Origin of the sequence: Streptomyces sp. P9-2B-2 (genome assembly GCF_030406865.1) — a bacterium.
GTDB classification, from domain to species: Bacteria; Actinomycetota; Actinomycetes; order Streptomycetales; family Streptomycetaceae; genus Streptomyces; species Streptomyces platensis.
Genome location: NZ_CP129126.1, coordinates 7,204,860 through 7,219,730 on the forward strand (window position 1 = coordinate 7,204,860; position 14,871 = coordinate 7,219,730).

General features: G+C 70.9%; 15 protein-coding genes and 1 pseudogene. 10 read left to right on the forward strand and 6 right to left on the reverse strand.

Annotated features, from left to right (window positions below; all coding sequences use genetic code 11):
* The first annotated feature begins 79 nt into the window (after window positions 1–79).
* The 4 genes from QT196_RS31605 (at window position 80) to QT196_RS31620 (ending at window position 4,828) form a co-directional block, all read left to right on the forward strand.
* Window positions 80–1,537: an NCS2 family permease gene (locus QT196_RS31605; protein ID WP_290356159.1), complete on the forward strand. Its 1,458-nt coding sequence runs from the start codon at window positions 80–82 to the stop codon at window positions 1,535–1,537.
* Between the two features lie 38 nt (window positions 1,538–1,575).
* Window positions 1,576–2,817, forward strand: a complete 1,242-nt coding sequence (locus QT196_RS31610; RefSeq protein WP_266731922.1) for an XdhC/CoxI family protein — start codon at window positions 1,576–1,578, stop codon at window positions 2,815–2,817.
* A 97-nt stretch (window positions 2,818–2,914) separates the two neighbouring features.
* Window positions 2,915–4,174: a GNAT family N-acetyltransferase gene (locus QT196_RS31615; protein ID WP_290356160.1), complete on the forward strand. Its 1,260-nt coding sequence runs from the start codon at window positions 2,915–2,917 to the stop codon at window positions 4,172–4,174.
* An 84-nt stretch (window positions 4,175–4,258) separates the two neighbouring features.
* Window positions 4,259–4,828 carry a DinB family protein gene (locus QT196_RS31620; protein WP_290356161.1) on the forward strand — a complete coding sequence of 190 codons (570 nt, stop codon included), beginning with the start codon at window positions 4,259–4,261 and terminating at the stop codon, window positions 4,826–4,828.
* 88 nt (window positions 4,829–4,916) lie between these two features.
* Here QT196_RS31620 and QT196_RS31625 read toward each other — a convergent pair.
* Both QT196_RS31625 and QT196_RS31630 read right to left on the reverse strand, forming a co-directional pair.
* A pseudogene (locus QT196_RS31625) lies at window positions 4,917–5,195 on the reverse strand (GNAT family N-acetyltransferase); the annotation flags it as partial.
* 4 nt (window positions 5,196–5,199) lie between these two features.
* Window positions 5,200–5,835, reverse strand: coding sequence for a GNAT family protein (locus QT196_RS31630; RefSeq protein WP_290356162.1), 636 nt, complete (start codon window positions 5,833–5,835; stop codon window positions 5,200–5,202).
* Between the two features lie 118 nt (window positions 5,836–5,953).
* Here QT196_RS31630 and QT196_RS31635 point away from each other — a divergent pair, with 118 nt between their 5' ends.
* Window positions 5,954–6,883 (forward strand): LysR family transcriptional regulator, encoded by a 930-nt coding sequence (locus QT196_RS31635; protein ID WP_290356163.1) that lies wholly within the window; start codon window positions 5,954–5,956, stop codon window positions 6,881–6,883.
* Window positions 6,884–7,008: 125 nt separating this feature from the next.
* Window positions 7,009–7,239, forward strand: a complete 231-nt coding sequence (gene dmpI / locus QT196_RS31640) for a 4-oxalocrotonate tautomerase DmpI (protein ID WP_266732956.1) — start codon at window positions 7,009–7,011, stop codon at window positions 7,237–7,239.
* A gap of 99 nt (window positions 7,240–7,338) precedes the next feature.
* On the opposite strand, the gene QT196_RS31645 is transcribed toward dmpI, so the two are convergent.
* A complete protein-coding gene (locus QT196_RS31645) occupies window positions 7,339–8,238 on the reverse strand; it encodes a LuxR family transcriptional regulator (protein ID WP_290356164.1) in 900 nt (299 codons plus the stop codon).
* Between the two features lie 69 nt (window positions 8,239–8,307).
* Between QT196_RS31645 and QT196_RS31650 the strand changes: the two genes are divergently transcribed.
* Both QT196_RS31650 and QT196_RS31655 read left to right on the forward strand, forming a co-directional pair.
* Window positions 8,308–10,011, forward strand: coding sequence for an AMP-binding protein (locus QT196_RS31650; RefSeq protein ID WP_290356166.1), 1,704 nt, complete (start codon window positions 8,308–8,310; stop codon window positions 10,009–10,011).
* A complete protein-coding gene (locus tag QT196_RS31655; protein ID WP_168482162.1) occupies window positions 10,008–11,657 on the forward strand; it encodes an AMP-binding protein in 1,650 nt (549 codons plus the stop codon). The genes QT196_RS31650 and QT196_RS31655 overlap by 4 nt, the downstream gene beginning before the upstream one ends.
* Before the next feature lie 76 nt (window positions 11,658–11,733).
* Here the strand turns inward: QT196_RS31655 and QT196_RS31660 are convergent, their stop codons facing one another.
* The 3 genes from QT196_RS31660 to QT196_RS31670 form a co-directional block, all read right to left on the reverse strand.
* Window positions 11,734–12,114: an MmcQ/YjbR family DNA-binding protein gene (locus QT196_RS31660; protein WP_168482164.1), complete on the reverse strand. Its 381-nt coding sequence runs from the start codon at window positions 12,112–12,114 to the stop codon at window positions 11,734–11,736.
* A gap of 102 nt (window positions 12,115–12,216) precedes the next feature.
* On the reverse strand, window positions 12,217–12,795 hold the full coding sequence (locus QT196_RS31665) for an HD domain-containing protein (RefSeq protein WP_168482165.1): 579 nt from the start codon (window positions 12,793–12,795) through the stop codon (window positions 12,217–12,219).
* 14 nt (window positions 12,796–12,809) lie between these two features.
* Entirely contained in the window at window positions 12,810–13,871 is a 1,062-nt protein-coding gene (locus QT196_RS31670) for an XRE family transcriptional regulator (protein WP_168482167.1), read from the reverse strand.
* Window positions 13,872–14,140: 269 nt separating this feature from the next.
* On the opposite strand from QT196_RS31670, the gene QT196_RS31675 reads away from it, so the two are divergent.
* Window positions 14,141–14,347 carry a hypothetical protein gene (locus QT196_RS31675; RefSeq protein WP_266731939.1) on the forward strand — a complete coding sequence of 69 codons (207 nt, stop codon included), beginning with the start codon at window positions 14,141–14,143 and terminating at the stop codon, window positions 14,345–14,347.
* Window positions 14,347–14,568: a hypothetical protein gene (locus QT196_RS31680; protein ID WP_290356167.1), complete on the forward strand. Its 222-nt coding sequence runs from the start codon at window positions 14,347–14,349 to the stop codon at window positions 14,566–14,568. Before QT196_RS31675 ends, QT196_RS31680 begins: the two co-directional genes overlap by 1 nt.
* Window positions 14,569–14,871 lie beyond the last annotated feature (303 nt).

Sequence of the window (14,871 nt, forward strand, 5' to 3'; positions counted from 1 at the left end):
CCGGGTCGTGCAGCCGAAGATCCATCCCAAATCTCGCACCTGGTGCGAGTGCCCCTGTGAACCTTGGGAGTAAGGCACCATGACCCAGCAGTCCACCGAGCCGAGGACGACGGCGGAAGACGCGGGCGCCGGCTCACGTCAGCCCGCCGGCCGCTCCTGGCTCGACCGGTACTTCCACATATCCGACAGAGGATCGACGGTCGCGCAAGAGGTGCGCGGCGGCATCACCACCTTCATGGCGATGTGCTACATCCTCCTGCTCAACCCGCTGATCCTCTCGACACCGGACGTGGAGAAGCACACCCTCGCGCATGCCGGCGTGGTCACCGCGACCGCGCTCGCCGCGGCGGTCTCCACGCTGCTGATGGGCTTCATCGGCAAGGTGCCGCTGGCGCTCGCGGCCGGACTGAACGTCTCCGCCGCGCTGACCGCCCAGGTCGTCCCGAACATGACCTGGCCGCAGGCCATGGGGATGTGTGTGGTGTACGGCGTGGTCATCTGCCTGCTGGTGGTGACCGGTCTGCGCGAAATGATCATGAACGCCATCCCGCTCGCGCTCAAGCACGCGATCACCATGGGCATCGGGATGTTCGTCGCGCTGCTGGGCCTGGTGAAGGCCGGTTTCGTGGGCAAGGGGGAGGGCGGCCCGGTCACCCTCGGCCTCACCGGGCAGCTGTCCGGCTGGCCGGTCCTGTTCTTCTGTGTGACGCTGCTGCTGATCTTCATGCTCCAGGCCCGCAAGGTGCCCGGCGCCATCCTCATCGGCATCGTCGTCGGCAGCGTGCTGTCCATCGCCGCCACCAGGATCGGCGGGCTGACGGCCAAGGACTGGGGCGGCACGCCCCCGGACCTGACCGGCAGCGCCGTCGCGATGCCCGACTTCGGCCTCTTCGGTCATGTGGAGTTCGGCGGCTGGGGCTCCATCGGCGCACTCAGCGTCGGCATGATCGTCTTCACCCTGGTGCTGGCCGGTTTCTTCGACGCCATGGCCACCATCATCGGCGTCGGCACCGAGGCCAAGCTCGCCGACGACAAGGGCCGGATGCCGGGCCTGTCCAAGGCGCTGTTCGTGGACGGCGCGGGCGGTGCCATCGGCGGCATCACCGGCTCGTCCGGTCAGACCGTGTTCATCGAGTCGGCGAGCGGTGTCGGCGAGGGGGCCCGGACCGGCCTGTCGTCCGTCATCACCGGCCTGTTCTTCGCGGCCTGCCTGTTCTTCACGCCGCTCACCCAGCTCGTCCCGGCCCAGGTGGCCTCGGCCGCCCTCGTCGTCATCGGCTCGATGATGATGAGCGCCGCCGGCCAGGTGGACTGGCGCGACCGCTCGGTGTCCATCCCGGTCTTCCTGACCGTGGCCCTGATGCCGTTCACCTACAGCATCACCGCGGGCGTCGGCGCCGGTGTCATCTCCTACGCCGCCATCAAGGCGGCGCAGGGCAAGTGGCGCGAGGTCGGCGGCTTCATGTGGGTGCTGACCGCCGTCTTCGTCGTCTACTTCTCGCTCCATCCGATCGAGCAGTGGCTGGGCGTCAAGTAACCGCCTGCCAGCTGCCCCCCGTCCGTTAGGAGACCGACATGCTGGACATCGCCGCAGAGCTGCACCGGTGGGTCGAGCAGGGCCGTGAGTTCGCGGTGGCCACCGTGGTGGCCACCCATGGCAGCGCGCCCCGCCAGCCCGGGGCCGCGCTGGCCGTCGACAGTGACGGCACGGCGATCGGGTCGGTCTCCGGCGGATGTGTGGAGGGGGCGGTGTACGAACTGTGCCAACAGGCGCTGGAGACCGGTGAGCCGGTCCTGGAGCGCTTCGGCTACAGCGACGAGGACGCCTTCGCCGTGGGCCTGACCTGCGGCGGCATCATCGACATCCTCGTCCAGCCGATCAGGACGAGCGCCCCCGCGACCACCGGCGACGGCGGCTTCGCGGGGGAGCGGGCGGACCGCACCGCCGCCACGCTCACCGCCGGGCTGGCCGCCGCCGCGTCCGGAGAGGCGGCGGCGCTCGCCCGGGTCGTCCAGGGCCCCGCCGGGCTCCTCGGCCGCGCCCTGCTGGTGCGCGCCGACGGCAGCCACACCGGCACCCTCGGCGGCCACCCCGCCCTCGACCACACCGCGGTCGAGGAGACCCGCGCCCTGCTGGACGCCGGGCGCACCACCAGCCTGGAGATCGGCACGGGCTTCGCGCCCGGAGAGGAAGCGGAGGGCGACGACGGCGCGCAGCGGAGCGGCTCGCGCTGCGGCCAGCCCGTGGTCCTGCTCGTCGAGTCCGCGGTCCCCGCACCCCGCATGATCGTCTTCGGTGCCATCGACTTCGCCGCCGCGCTGGTGAGGGTCGGCAAGTTCCTCAACTACCACGTCACGGTGTGCGACGCCCGCCCCGTCTTCGCCACCCGGGCCCGCTTCCCGGACGCCGACGAGATCGTCGTCGACTGGCCGCACCGCTACCTGGACGCCCAGCAGCTCGACTCCCGCACGGTGCTCTGCGTCCTGACCCACGACGCCAAGTTCGACGTACCGCTGCTGGAGCGGGCGCTCCGGCTCCCGATCGCCTACGTCGGCGCGATGGGCTCGCGCCGCACCCACCTGGACCGCCAGCAGCGGCTGCGGGACGTCGGCCTGACCGAACTCGAACTGAACCGCCTGCGCTCACCCATCGGCCTCGACCTCGGCGCACGCACGCCGGAGGAAACCGCCCTCTCCATCGCCGCCGAAATCGTCGCCAACCGCCGCGGCGGCACCGGCATCCCGCTGACCGGCGCGCATACGCCCATCCATCACGACACGGGGCGGACGTTGGGGCGGATCGGGTCGGTGGCTTGAGGGGATGGGGAGTTGAGGGGGCGGGGAGTTGAGGGCAGCCCCGACCCCGCCGTAAAAACAAGGTGAAGCTCCCCGGGCGCCGGGTTAGCGTCCCCCGGTGACCAGTGACGACGACGCGCGCGCGACCACGGCCCTCCGGGACATCCCCGAGGCCGACCTCGACCAGGCCCTGGACCTGGTTTACCTCGCCTTCCACCTCAAGCCCGCCGACAAGACCCGCGAGTACTTCCGCAAGACCCTGCGCGCCTGCACCCGTATCGGTGCCTACGACGACGGACGGCTGAGCGGGGTGGCCGGTGCGCACCGCGTCACCCTCACCGTGCCCGGCGGCCAACTCCCCTGCGCCGCACTGGACTTCGTCTCCGTCGCGCCCACCCACCGGCGCCGCGGAATCCTCACCGGGATGCTGGACGAACTCTGGCGCCGCTGCGCCGCCGAGGAGCGGCCGGTGTCCTGCCTCTGGCCGTCCGAGAGCGCCATCTACGGCCGCTTCGGCTACGGCGCCGCCACCGAGTCGTACCGCATCGAGATCGACTCCTCGCGCCCGCTCGCGCTGCGCATCACCCCCGACAGCCGCCCGCTGCGGCTGCTCGATCCGGCCGACGCGCCCGCCGTGCTCGCCCCGCGCTACGACGCGACCCTGCCGCAGCGCGCCGGCCGATTCTCCCGCGACGCGGCATGGTGGCGCGACCATGTGCTGGACCTCGACGGGTCGCGCGGCGGCGACGACCGGGACGGCTTCGGCGCGGCGCGGGTGGTGGCGCTGGGCGACCCCGGCGAGGTACCCGCCGGCTATGCGATCTACCGCACCCGCGGCCCGGGCGAGAACCGCCCCGGAGTGGTCCTCGTCGACGAACTGGAAGCGGAGTCCGCCCCCGTGGCCGCCGCCCTGTGGTCCTACCTCGCCTCGATCGACCTCACCTCGACGGTACGCATCCCGGCCCGCCCCGCCGACGACCCGCTCCTGCACCTCGCCGCCGACCGCGACCAGGTGCGCGTCACCGGCCAGGAACCCTCCCTGTGGCTCCGGCTCGTGGACGTCCGCGCCGCGCTGACCACCCGCTCCTGGGCGGCCCCCGTCGACCTCGTCCTCGACCTGCGCGACCCCGCCCTCCCGGCCAACGCGGGCCGCTTCCGCCTGACCGCCGGCCCCGACGGCGCCACCTGGCACCCCACCACCGACGCCCCCGACCTCTCCCTGGACGTAAGGGAGTTGGCATCCTGCTACCTCGGCGCCACCCCCCTGCGCCACTTCGTCCACGCCGGCCTCGCCACCGAACACACCCCGCACGCGGCCCGCCACCTGGACGCCGCCCTGGCGACCGAGCGACTTCCGTTCACCGGGGAGAACTACTGAGCTCGTCGTTGTTCCAGGGCGCGCGGGCCGGGGAACCGGCCCGTCGCAACAAATTGCTTGCCAGCCGGACCACCGCTCAGAATCATGACCACGGTGAGCGACATACCTGAGCGGTGGAGCAAGGCCAGCGTCTACCCCGACATGTGGGCGGACCCCGACGAGGACCCCCGCGACAAAGACGGCGTCAGCCCGGACGGTGAGCTGGCGACCTTGCAGGACTTCCTGACGGGCTACCGACTGACTCTGCGGATGAAGTGCGACGGGTTGAACCCGGAGCAACTGGCGCGCCGCTCGGTGCCGCCGTCGACCATGTCCTTGTTGGGGCTGGTCCGCCATCTTGCCGAGGTGGAGCGGGACTGGCGCAACTGGATCGTGCCGGGAGAACCGGCACCGAAGCTGTACGGCGCGGATGACGGCGACTTCGAGGGAGCCGTGGCGGAACAGGAGCTGGTCGACGGCGCCTTCGCCGATCTCGCGCGCGAACAGGCGGCCACCGATGCGGCGTTCGCCGAGCATCCGGATCTGGGCGCGCGGGTGGGGCACGACAACAACCCTGTCCGCGAGCTGTGGGTCCACCGGATCGAGGAGTACGCCCGCCACTGCGGTCACGCCGACCTGCTGCGGGAATGCGTCGACGGCCGGGTCGGGCAGTAGCGCACGCGACCGGCGCCGGTCGCGGTAGTGAGGGGACGGCCGGGGCCGGGGGGCCTCTTGGCGGCGGTGTGACGGCCGCCGGCCTGCTTCAGACGGCGGTCTCACCGGCCAGGACCGGTGAGACCGTTTCGTCGAGGCGGACGCTGAGCTGGCCACCCAAATCCTGAAACCCCAGCGCAACCGCCACCCGCCTCGACGGACACACCCGCGCCCGCCATTGCGGAAGCAGCCCGCCCTCAAGCGCATGCGCCACCGCCGCAGCCGCCACGACCCGCGCCAGCCCCCGCCCTCGCCGCCCCGGCGCCACCAGCACACTCAGATGAGCCACAGACCGCGGCCAGGTCTGATATCCGGCGGCGGCAATCACGTCGTCATGGCCGCATCGTGCCCAAGTCCACGTCTACGTCCAAGTCCGCTTCCACGTCGGTGTCCGTGCCCGTGTCCCCGCCCCCGCCCCCGCCCCGCCGCGACCGAAGCGCCGCCATCACCAGTACGTCGTGCCAGGTGCCGTCCCAGAAGAGGGCCTCGCGCAGGCGGCCCTCCACCTCGAAGCCGCACTTTTCGTAGGCGTGCCGGGCGCGCGGGTTGTAGTCGTAGACCTCCAGCTGTACGCGGTGCAGGCCCACCCGGTCGAAGGCGTAGTCGAGCAGCAGACGGATCGCCTCGCTGCCGATGCCGCGGTCGGTGGCGTCGGGGACGAGGGCGATCCGGAAGCTGCCGTGGGCGTTCGGGGGATCGATCTCGTTCAGGGCGAGTTCGCCGAGGAAGTCACCGGTCTCGCGGTCCTCGATGGCGAGGTCCAGGCGGTCCGCGCGGTCGGCGCTGCCGGTGCACCACCTCTGCAACTCCTCCAGCGTGAAGTCATGGTGGCTGCCGGTCAGCCGGCGCGTCTCGGGGTCCTGGCAGGCGGTGTGGAAGGCGGCCGCATGCCGTATGGACAGCGGGGCGAGACGGACCCGGGGGCCGGTGAGCACCGGCTTCTCGGAGAGTGCGGTGGCATCGATCATGGAGGGATGATGTCCGGGCGGTGGGATCGCGGCAAGGCAATTGTCCGGCCGGGGGCGCCGTCCGGAGCGAGGGGAACGGCCGGGCCCGGGGGAGTGGGCCGGTGGGGAGGGGAGAGGCGTGGAGCTGCGGCAGGTGCGGTACTTCGTCACGGTGGCGCAGGAGCTGCATTTCGGGCGGGCGGCGGAGCAGCTGCACATCGTGCAGTCGGCGGTGAGCCAGCAGGTCCGGCGGCTGGAGCGGGAGTTGCAGGCCGAGCTGTTCGACCGGTCGGCCCGCCAGGTGCGGCTGACGGCCGTCGGCGAGCGGTTCCTGCCGGAGGCGCGGGCGCTGCTCGCCGCCGAGGAGCGGGCTCGTGCCGCCGTCGCCGAGCTGACCGGCGGACGGGGTGCCACCCTGCGCCTGGGGACGAGTACGGGCCTGGGCGCCCACCTGGACCGAGTGCTGGACGCGCTGGCCGGTCTCGCCCCGGAGACCCGGGTGGAGCTGGTGGCCGTACGGGCCCGGGACCGGCTCGACCGGGTGGCGTCCGGTGAGCTGGACGCCGCGTTCCTCCGTGGTGAGCCGGATGACACCGGCCGGGACGGGCTGCGTTTCGTCCCCGTGTGGCAGGACCCGCTGGTGGCGGTCGTCCCGGCCCGGCACCCCCTGGCCGCCGCACCCGGCCCGGTCGCGCTCGCCGACCTCGGGCCCGTCCCGTTGGTGCTGACCGCGCGCCGCAACAACCGGGCCCTGGTCGGCCTGGTCGTCAGCGCCTGCCATGACGCCGGCTTCGTCCCCGTACCGGGCCCCGCCTACGGCTCGTTGGACGACACCCTCACCGCGATCGGCGCCCGCGGCCCGGCGGACGGACTGTGGACCGTCGTCTACGCCTCGCACGCCCGTCGGCTGAGCACTCCCCGGGTCGCCTTCCGCCCGTTCCGCGACCCGGGCATGGAGCTCACCACCTCACTCGCGGTGCGCCGGACCGACCCGCCTGCCGGAGTGGATCCGCTGCTGCGGGCCTGCGCGGCACCGGACGGGAACGAGGCGCTCGATCTCGATCGGTGATCGCTGTGTGCACGATCCGCTTCTTGGTCGCACGAGCCGTTCGCGATGGACTGAGGTCACGCCGGTCAACCACCGGAAACCCGGGGAAAACCCGGGATCCCCAGGCCGGGTAACGCCGTGAACCTCTGCGTTCCTGCCTACCCAACGGCCTTTCTCCACAAGGGAGTTCCACCATGCCTACCGTCACCGTGCAGCAGGGCCCGCGCAGCGTCGAGCTGAAGCGGGAGCTCGTCAAGCAGATCACCGACGCGTTCGTGGACGCGTACCGCATCCCCGCCGAGACCGTGACGGTCTGGATCCAGGAAGTCCCCACCGACAGCTGGGGCGCGGCGGGCACCCTGACCGCCGACAAGTAGCCGTCGGGGGCGGGCGGCCCGGCCTTCACGGGGGAGGGCCGGGGCGCCTGCCCACCATGTGGCTCCCCGCCCACCCCATGGCAGCACCCGGCCGCCCCCCTACGGCAGCACCCCCGCCCGCCGGGCCGCGATCACCGCCTGGAGGCGGGTGTGGGCGCCCAACTTCCGCATGGTGGAGCGGAGGTAGCTCTTCACGGTTTCCGGGCGGAGGCCCAGGCGGTCCGCCACCTCCGCGTTGGTGGCGCCGGACGCGACGCAGGCCAGCACGTCCAGTTCGCGTGGTGCGAGGGCGGGGGCCGAGCCGTCCGTGCCGGGGCGACGGGAGGAGGCTGTCGCGAGGCGCCCGCAGGCTGCCAGGAGCTGCTGTCGCAGCAGGGGGTCGGCGACCTGCTGGGCCAGGCCGCGCAGCTCGCCGTGTGCCTCGCGGACCTCTTCCCAGCGGGCCGGGTCGCCGGCGGTGGATGGGGGTCCCCCCTGCTCATCAAGAGCTTGGGGGAGTGACACCGAGAGGAGCCGTGCGGCCTCGTCCTGGAGCAGTAGTGCCTGCTCCAGTTCCCGGGCCACCTCCATGGCCGCCGAGAGCGGGCGGTCGCCGAGCCGTACCGGGCGGCGCAGCGCCCCGTACAGCACACCGCGCACCCGGCGCCGGACGATCACCGGTACGGCGAGCACCGAGCGCAGCCCCTCGGCGGCCACCGCCGCGTCGTACTCATGGCTGATCACCGATGAGGCGCTGTAGTCGGTGACCGCGAGCGGGCGGGACAGCGCCACGGCCTTCCCGCCCAGCCCGTTGCCCCGCATGATGTCCAGACCGCGCAGCACCGCGGTCTCCGTACCGGCCAGTTCGTTGATGCGACAGCACCCCGCACCGGCCCGCAGACCGCCGAACGCCACCGGCAGCCCGCTGTCCCGCCGCAGCCGCGACAGCGCCGCCCGTACATCCGCCGTCTCGTTCGCCCCCGGCTCGCGCCGCACGCCGAAACCTCCGCTTCCCCCCATTCGGGGGTGGTGAGACCTGGGCCACTGATTACACGATGGCAGCCAGCGGTGCGGCAATGAGGAGGACATATGACGGACACGGAATCCGGTGCGACGGGTCGGGCGCCGGCCGCCACCGAGGAGTTCCGGGCGGCGCGGGATCTGCTGCTGCGGCACCGGGAGGACTATGGCGCGGCCCGCGCGGCGTTCCAGTGGCCCCGCCCGGAGCACTTCAACTGGGCGCTGGACTGGTTCGACACCATCGCCCACGGCAACGACCGCACCGCGCTGCACATCGTCGAGGAGGACGGCGGCGAGACCCGGCTGAGCTTCGACGCCCTGCGCCGCCGCTCCGACCAGGCCGCCAACTGGCTGTCCGCCCACGGGGTACGGGCCGGCGACCGCCTCGTGGTGATGCTGGGGAACCAGGCCGAGCTGTGGGAGACCGCACTGGCCGCGATGAAGCTGCGTGCCGTCGTCATCCCCGCGACCCCGCTGCTGGGCCGCGCCGACCTCGCGGACCGGATCGACCGCGGCCGGGCCCGGCATGTCCTCGTGCGCGCCACGGACACCGGGAAGTTCGCCGACGTGGCGGGCGACTACACCCGGATCGCGGTCGGCGGTGCGCCGGACGGCTGGCTGGCGTACGAGGACGCGTACGACAGCCCCGAGACCTTCGAGCCGGGCGGGCCCACCCGGGCGGACGACGCCCTGATGCTCTACTTCACCTCCGGCACCACCGCCCGCCCCAAGCTCGTCGAGCACACCCACACCTCGTACCCCATCGGGCATCTCGCGACGATGTACTGGATCGGTCTGCGGCCCGGCGATGTGCACCTGAACATCTCCTCGCCCGGATGGGCCAAGCACGCCTGGTCCAATCTCTTCGCGCCCTGGAACGCCGAGGCCACCGTCTTCATCCACAACTACACCCGCTTCGACGCGGCCCGGCTGATGGCGGAGATGGACCGGGCCGGCGTCACCAGCTTCTGCGCCCCGCCGACCGTCTGGCGGATGCTCATCCAGGCCGATCTGTCCGCGCTCCGCCGGCCGCCGAGGGAGATCGTCGCGGCCGGTGAACCGCTCAATCCGGAGATCATCGAGCAGGTGCGGCAGTCCTGGGGCGTCACCATCCGGGACGGCTTCGGACAGACCGAGACCGCCGTCCAGGTGGCCAACACCCCTGGTCAGACCGTCAAGCCGGGCTCCATGGGCCGCCCCACCCCCGGCTTCGACGTCGTCCTCCTCGACCCGGTCAGCGGCGCACCGGGCGACGAGGGGGAGATCGCCCTGGACCTCTCCGCCCGGCCGGTCGGCCTGATGACCGGCTACCACGGGGACCCGGCACGCACCGCGGAGGCGATGGCCGACGGCTACTACCGCACCGGCGATATCGGCAGCCGCGACCGCGACGGCTGGATCACCTACATCGGACGCGCCGACGACGTCTTCAAGGCGTCCGACTACAAGATCTCCCCGTTCGAGCTGGAGAGCGCACTGCTGGAGCACGAGGCGGTCGCCGAGGCCGCCGTGGTGCCGGCCCCCGATCCGCTGCGGCTGGCCGTCCCCAAGGCGTATGTGGTGCTGGCGGCCGGGTGGTCGCCCGGCCCGGAGACCGCGAGGCTGATCTTCGAGCATTCCCGCGAGGTGCTGGCCCCCTACAAGCGCATCCGGCGGCTGGAGTTCGCCGACCTGCCGAAGACCGTCTCCGGCAAGATCCGCCGTATCGAGCTGCGCGAGCGCACCGCGCAGGGCGACGGCGGCGCCGAGTACTGGGAGGAGAACCACCGATGAGCCAGCAGCAGGAGCTGTCGTACGCCTGCGGGACCGCTGACCGGCCGCTGCTCGGCCACACCATCGGCACCGATCTGACCCGCACCATCGCCCGGTTCGGCGACCGCGAGGCGCTGGTCGAGGTGGCGAGCGGCCGCCGCTGGACCTACGCCGAACTGGGCCGCGCGGTCGACGAGGTGGCGCTCGGGCTGCTCGCCCAGGGCGTCGCCAAGGGTGACCGGGTCGGCATCTGGGCGCCCAACTGCGCCGAGTGGGTCCTCGTCCAGTACGCCACCGCCCGGATCGGCGCGATCCTCGTCAATGTCAACCCCGCCTACCGCGTCCATGAGCTGGGCTACGTCCTGCGGCAGGCCGGCATCAGCGTCCTGGTGTCCGCGACCCACCACAAGACCAGCGACTACCGCGGGATGATCGAGCAGGTACGCGCCGAGAGCCCGGCGCTGCGCGAGGTGGTCTACCTCGGCGACGACACCTGGGGCGAACTGCTGGCCGCCGGTGCCACCGTCCCGCCGCAACGGCTCACCGCCTGCGAAGCGGAGCTGACCGCCGACGACCCGGTCAACATCCAGTACACCTCGGGCACCACCGGCTTCCCCAAGGGCGCCACCCTCTCCCACCACAACATCCTCAACAACGGCTACTGGGTCGGCGAGACCCTCGCCTACACCGCACACGACCGGGTGTGTCTGCCGGTGCCCTTCTACCACTGCTTCGGCATGGTCATGGGCAACCTCGGCGCCACCTCGCACGGCGCCTGCATCGTCATCCCGGCCCCCGCCTTCGACGCCGCCGCCACCCTCCAGGCCGTCCAGGACGAACGCTGCACCTCTCTCTACGGCGTCCCCACCATGTTCATCGCCGAGCTGAACCACCCCGACTTCGCCTCCTACGACCTCAGCTCGCTCCGTACAGGCATCATGGCGGGCTCCCCGTGCCCCGAGGAGGTGATGAAGTGGGTGGTCGCCGAGATGCATATGACCGAGGTGTCCATCTGCTACGGCATGACCGAGACCTCACCGGTCTCCACCCAGACCCGCCGCGACGACGACCTCGCCCACCGCACCGCGACCGTCGGCCGGGTGCTGCCGCACATCGAGGTGAAGGTCGCCGATCCGGCGAGCGGGGTGACCGTGCCCCGCGGCACCCCCGGCGAACTGCGCACCCGCGGCTACAGCGTGATGCTCGGCTACTGGGCGGAACCCGAGCGCACCGCCGAGGCCATCGACCCGGCCCGCTGGATGCACACCGGCGATCTCGCGGTGATGAACGACGACGGCTACGTCCGGATCGTCGGCCGCATCAAGGACATGATCATCAGGGGCGGTGAGAACGTCTACCCGCGCGAGATCGAGGAGTTCCTCTACTCCCACCCCAAGATCGCCGACGTCCAGGTCGTCGGCGTCCCCGACGAGAAGTACGGCGAGGAGATCGCCGCCTGCGTCCTCCTCCGCGACCCCGAAGACCCGCTCACCCCCGACGAGTTGGCCGCCTACTGCCGCTCCCGCCTCGCCCACTACAAGGTGCCGCGCCACCTGGAGATCCTCGATGCCTTCCCGATGACCGTCAGTGGCAAGGTCCGGAAGATCGAGCTGCGGGAGCGGCTGGCGGAGGAGCTGGCGAAGGGGGTGGGGCGGGTGCCGCGGTGAGCCCGCGCCGGGGTGCCGGGCGCGGGCTCACCGTGGGGGCCGCTGCGGCTCCCGGACCGGCGGCCGCGCACGCCGTTCAGGCCCGCGGCTCTCCCGGCCAGTCCAGCAGCAGGCGCTGAGCCTTGGGCAGCGAGGCGACCACCAGGTCGTACGAGTCCTCGATCATGTCCAGCACCAACCGGTCGGGAAGGTCCCCGTCCAGGGAAACGGTGTTCCAGTGCCGCTTGTTGAGGTGATAGCCCGGCACCACTTCGGGGTGCGCCGCCCGCAGCCGCTCCGCCAGCTCGGGTTCGCACTTGAGGCTCACCGTGAGTGGCATACCTGTCAGCGTCGTCAGCGCGAAGATCTTGCCGCCGACCTTGAAGGTGGACACGTCAGGGTGCCGTGGGAAGGGGAATTCCTCGGTCGCACCGTTGAAATCCAGGCAGACGGCCCGCAGGGCATTCGCGTCGATCATCCGCACATTCTCCCGGGCCGGGGGCCGGCTCCCTCGTCGGCCGCACCGCTGCGTTCCGTCCCGGCCGCATCCTGGGTGCAGCCGGGACGGTGAAAGCACCCGTCAGCGCAGATACGTCTGCTGCCACTCGATCGACGACATGTTCAGGGCGGCCTCCGCGAGAGCCTGCGCCGACGCGGTCTTGAGACTCGCCAAGCTGGTGTCGATCCAATTCTGAACGATGCTGCATCCCTGCTCGCGGTATTCGACGGCCTGTACGAGGCATTCGAGCTTGTCGGCATCGTGGGCAACCACGACCTCAAGCGAGTCGCCGTTCTCATACTCTTCGACGACGCGCTGGACTCCGGAGGCGACAGCGGGGTGCGCAGCAGAAACCTGGTCGGCGGTGACCTTCTCGTTCGAAGCCGCTTCCAGGTAGCGCCGACCGATGTGCGGGATGTCGCCAACGCGGGTTTCCTGGGTGTCGTGGAACAGACACATCAGGGCGACCTTCGCCGGGTCGGCCCCTTCCATCATGGCCAGCACCGCGCCGATGATGCCCACCCGGAACGAATGCTCGGCGATGCTCTCGGGGTCCTTGACTCCGGCGATCCACCAGCCGGACCGCTTGGCCCGCTTGAGCATCCCCAACTCCAGGAGGTACCCCGTCGTGCCCCGTGCGCAGCTCTTCTCGTCGGCCATGGTGCCCTCCGGTATCAAGGTTTCTGATCGCGTAGAACGTAATGCACGGCGCTCAGTTCGCGCCGGGATCGCAGGGAGATCGAGCCCGTTTCGAGTATCCGCGCGACGCGTCCGGCGAGGGTGCGGGCGAGCGCGGGCGATGCCTGCGGCAACCACCTGTGAGCCGTCAGCAAGGCCCAAAGGGAGTGGGCGTACAGGTCGACATAGCCTGGTGATTCGTGAAATCCCTGGGCCAGCCCCCGAAGAAGGGTCACCGGGTCCCAGCCGGTCAGAGCGCGATCGTCCATGAACGCGTCGCTGGGCTGCGGCTCCCTGAGAGCACCCAGCCAGTAAGCCCAGTAGTTGAGGTTCGCGGCCTCCGCCGCGTCGTCGTCGGCAATCGACCGGTCGATGAAGTCCAGCAGGGGCACGGGGTCGCCACGGCGGGCGAGTGCGGTAGCGGTGGAGCGGGCTCCTGCCCAGCGCGGTGAGCCTCCCTGGACGGCGACGAGGCCCCGCCGGGCATGAAGGGCGTGCGCGGTCCAGGAGTTGGCCTCTGAACTGCAGTCGTAGCTGGTGAGGTAGAGCGCCTGCCGGTGGAGCAAAGCACGGCCGTCGCCTGTCTTCTCGGCCCTTTCGACCGCACTCCTCAAGTGCGAGAAGAATGCGTTCCGTTCCTGCGTGCCCATGAGGGGAGCCCCGGCTACTGGGCCGCGCCTGGAGGGAGAAGGCCGACGCAGTGCTGGTGGCGGGGTCCCGTTCACGGCCCAGGCGATCATGTGGGCTGTATCGCGGGTGTGTACCCATCCGGCGAGCGGATGGAGCTCGGGCTGTTCCGGCGGATCGAGCGCCGCGCCGATGATCCGGTCGGCATCCATGGCGGCATCCAGCAGGCCAAGAGCCGTCTGGTCAGCGCCGAGGGCCAATAACCGGCGCCGCAGATCAAGGAGTGCCCCGGCTTTCATATTGGCCAGGGGACGACGCCCGGACTCCCTCCCCTGAACGGTTCCGAGATCAACACCGAGGGCCTCAGCCATTCCCGCTTGTGTGAGCGGGATCGATTCCCTGGTCAAGCGCAGCACAAATCCCGCGATCATGCCTGTGGTCCCGTGATTTTTCGCGGATGGTCTGGCTGCCATGAAGCCCCCGAGTGCGATCCACTGCCTGACACGTACCCGCGGTCAGTCCTATCGCACCGGCCGCGACCCTACGTTCGGGATGTGCAACTTCAAGGCCGTTCCCTGCCCAGTAGTTGCCGTCTGTTCGGCCGGGCCGCAGTCCACACAGGCGCCCCGGGCTCCGTACGAACCTTCACCCGACAGGGTGAGCGGGGCTCTCCACTTGGCCCTTGACTAGGAGGAACACCGTGATCTCACACGTCACGATCGATCGTCGGGACCTTACCTACGACCCGCGCGCTCAGCAGGCCGCGCTGCCCGTGACCATTCATCACCGCGAAGGTGACACAGAGCCGTCCCTCCTGGTCATGGACCCGGGACAGGTGGAGCTGTACGCCATCCAGCTGGAACAGGCCATTGCGAAGCGGAAAGCCGCGCAGGAAGGGGCGGCGTGATGAATGACTCCGTCTGCCCCCGGCCTGCCGAGCATCGCGTGCCGGATGTCGGCGACGAGGTGGAGTACGCGCCCGGCCGCATTGCTGTTGTCACCGATATCCGGAGAGGCGTTCTCTATCTCAGGAGTTTCGGGTGCCGGGAGTGGCCGGTGCCGAATCTCCACGAGTTGCGGGTGACCCGGACGCGGGATCAGCGAATCGCGGACAACGACCGGCGATGAAGTGGGTGAGTCCTGGGGTGAGTTCGGCCCCGGGGGTGCCCGGAAGCCGATCCGGGCGTAGTGCGGCGTGTTCCACGGCACCTCGCTGAGTGGTCAGGGTCGGCGTGATCCCGCACCCCCTTCGGTGTTTCGATTCTCAAATCACCCAAGGGGGCGTAGTGTTTCTGAAATCGAAGCACCGACGGGTCGGTTCGGGGACGTAACCGCTGAGCAAGACGTCCTCAACTCCTTTATCGAGTAACGGAGTTCCAGACTCCACCACCGCCCTGCCTGACCGTGCGGTGTGCGAGCCCGATGGCTCGC

Bases quoted from the DNA above. Each gene is read 5' to 3' on its own strand.
- QT196_RS31605 (WP_290356159.1), top strand. From the start codon at position 80: ATGACCCAGCAGTCCACCGAGCCGAGGACGACGGCGGAAGACGCGGGC.
- QT196_RS31610 (WP_266731922.1), top strand. From the start codon at position 1,576: ATGCTGGACATCGCCGCAGAGCTGCACCGGTGGGTCGAGCAGGGCCGT.
- QT196_RS31620 (WP_290356161.1), top strand. From the start codon at position 4,259: ATGACCACGGTGAGCGACATACCTGAGCGGTGGAGCAAGGCCAGCGTC.
- QT196_RS31630 (WP_290356162.1), bottom strand. From the start codon at position 5,835: ATGATCGATGCCACCGCACTCTCCGAGAAGCCGGTGCTCACCGGCCCC.
- QT196_RS31645 (WP_290356164.1), bottom strand. From the start codon at position 8,238: ATGGGGGGAAGCGGAGGTTTCGGCGTGCGGCGCGAGCCGGGGGCGAAC.
- QT196_RS31650 (WP_290356166.1), top strand. From the start codon at position 8,308: ATGACGGACACGGAATCCGGTGCGACGGGTCGGGCGCCGGCCGCCACC.
- QT196_RS31655 (WP_168482162.1), top strand. From the start codon at position 10,008: ATGAGCCAGCAGCAGGAGCTGTCGTACGCCTGCGGGACCGCTGACCGG.
- QT196_RS31660 (WP_168482164.1), bottom strand. From the start codon at position 12,114: ATGATCGACGCGAATGCCCTGCGGGCCGTCTGCCTGGATTTCAACGGT.
- QT196_RS31665 (WP_168482165.1), bottom strand. From the start codon at position 12,795: ATGGCCGACGAGAAGAGCTGCGCACGGGGCACGACGGGGTACCTCCTG.
- QT196_RS31670 (WP_168482167.1), bottom strand. From the start codon at position 13,871: ATGATCGCGGGATTTGTGCTGCGCTTGACCAGGGAATCGATCCCGCTC.
- QT196_RS31680 (WP_290356167.1), top strand. From the start codon at position 14,347: ATGAATGACTCCGTCTGCCCCCGGCCTGCCGAGCATCGCGTGCCGGAT.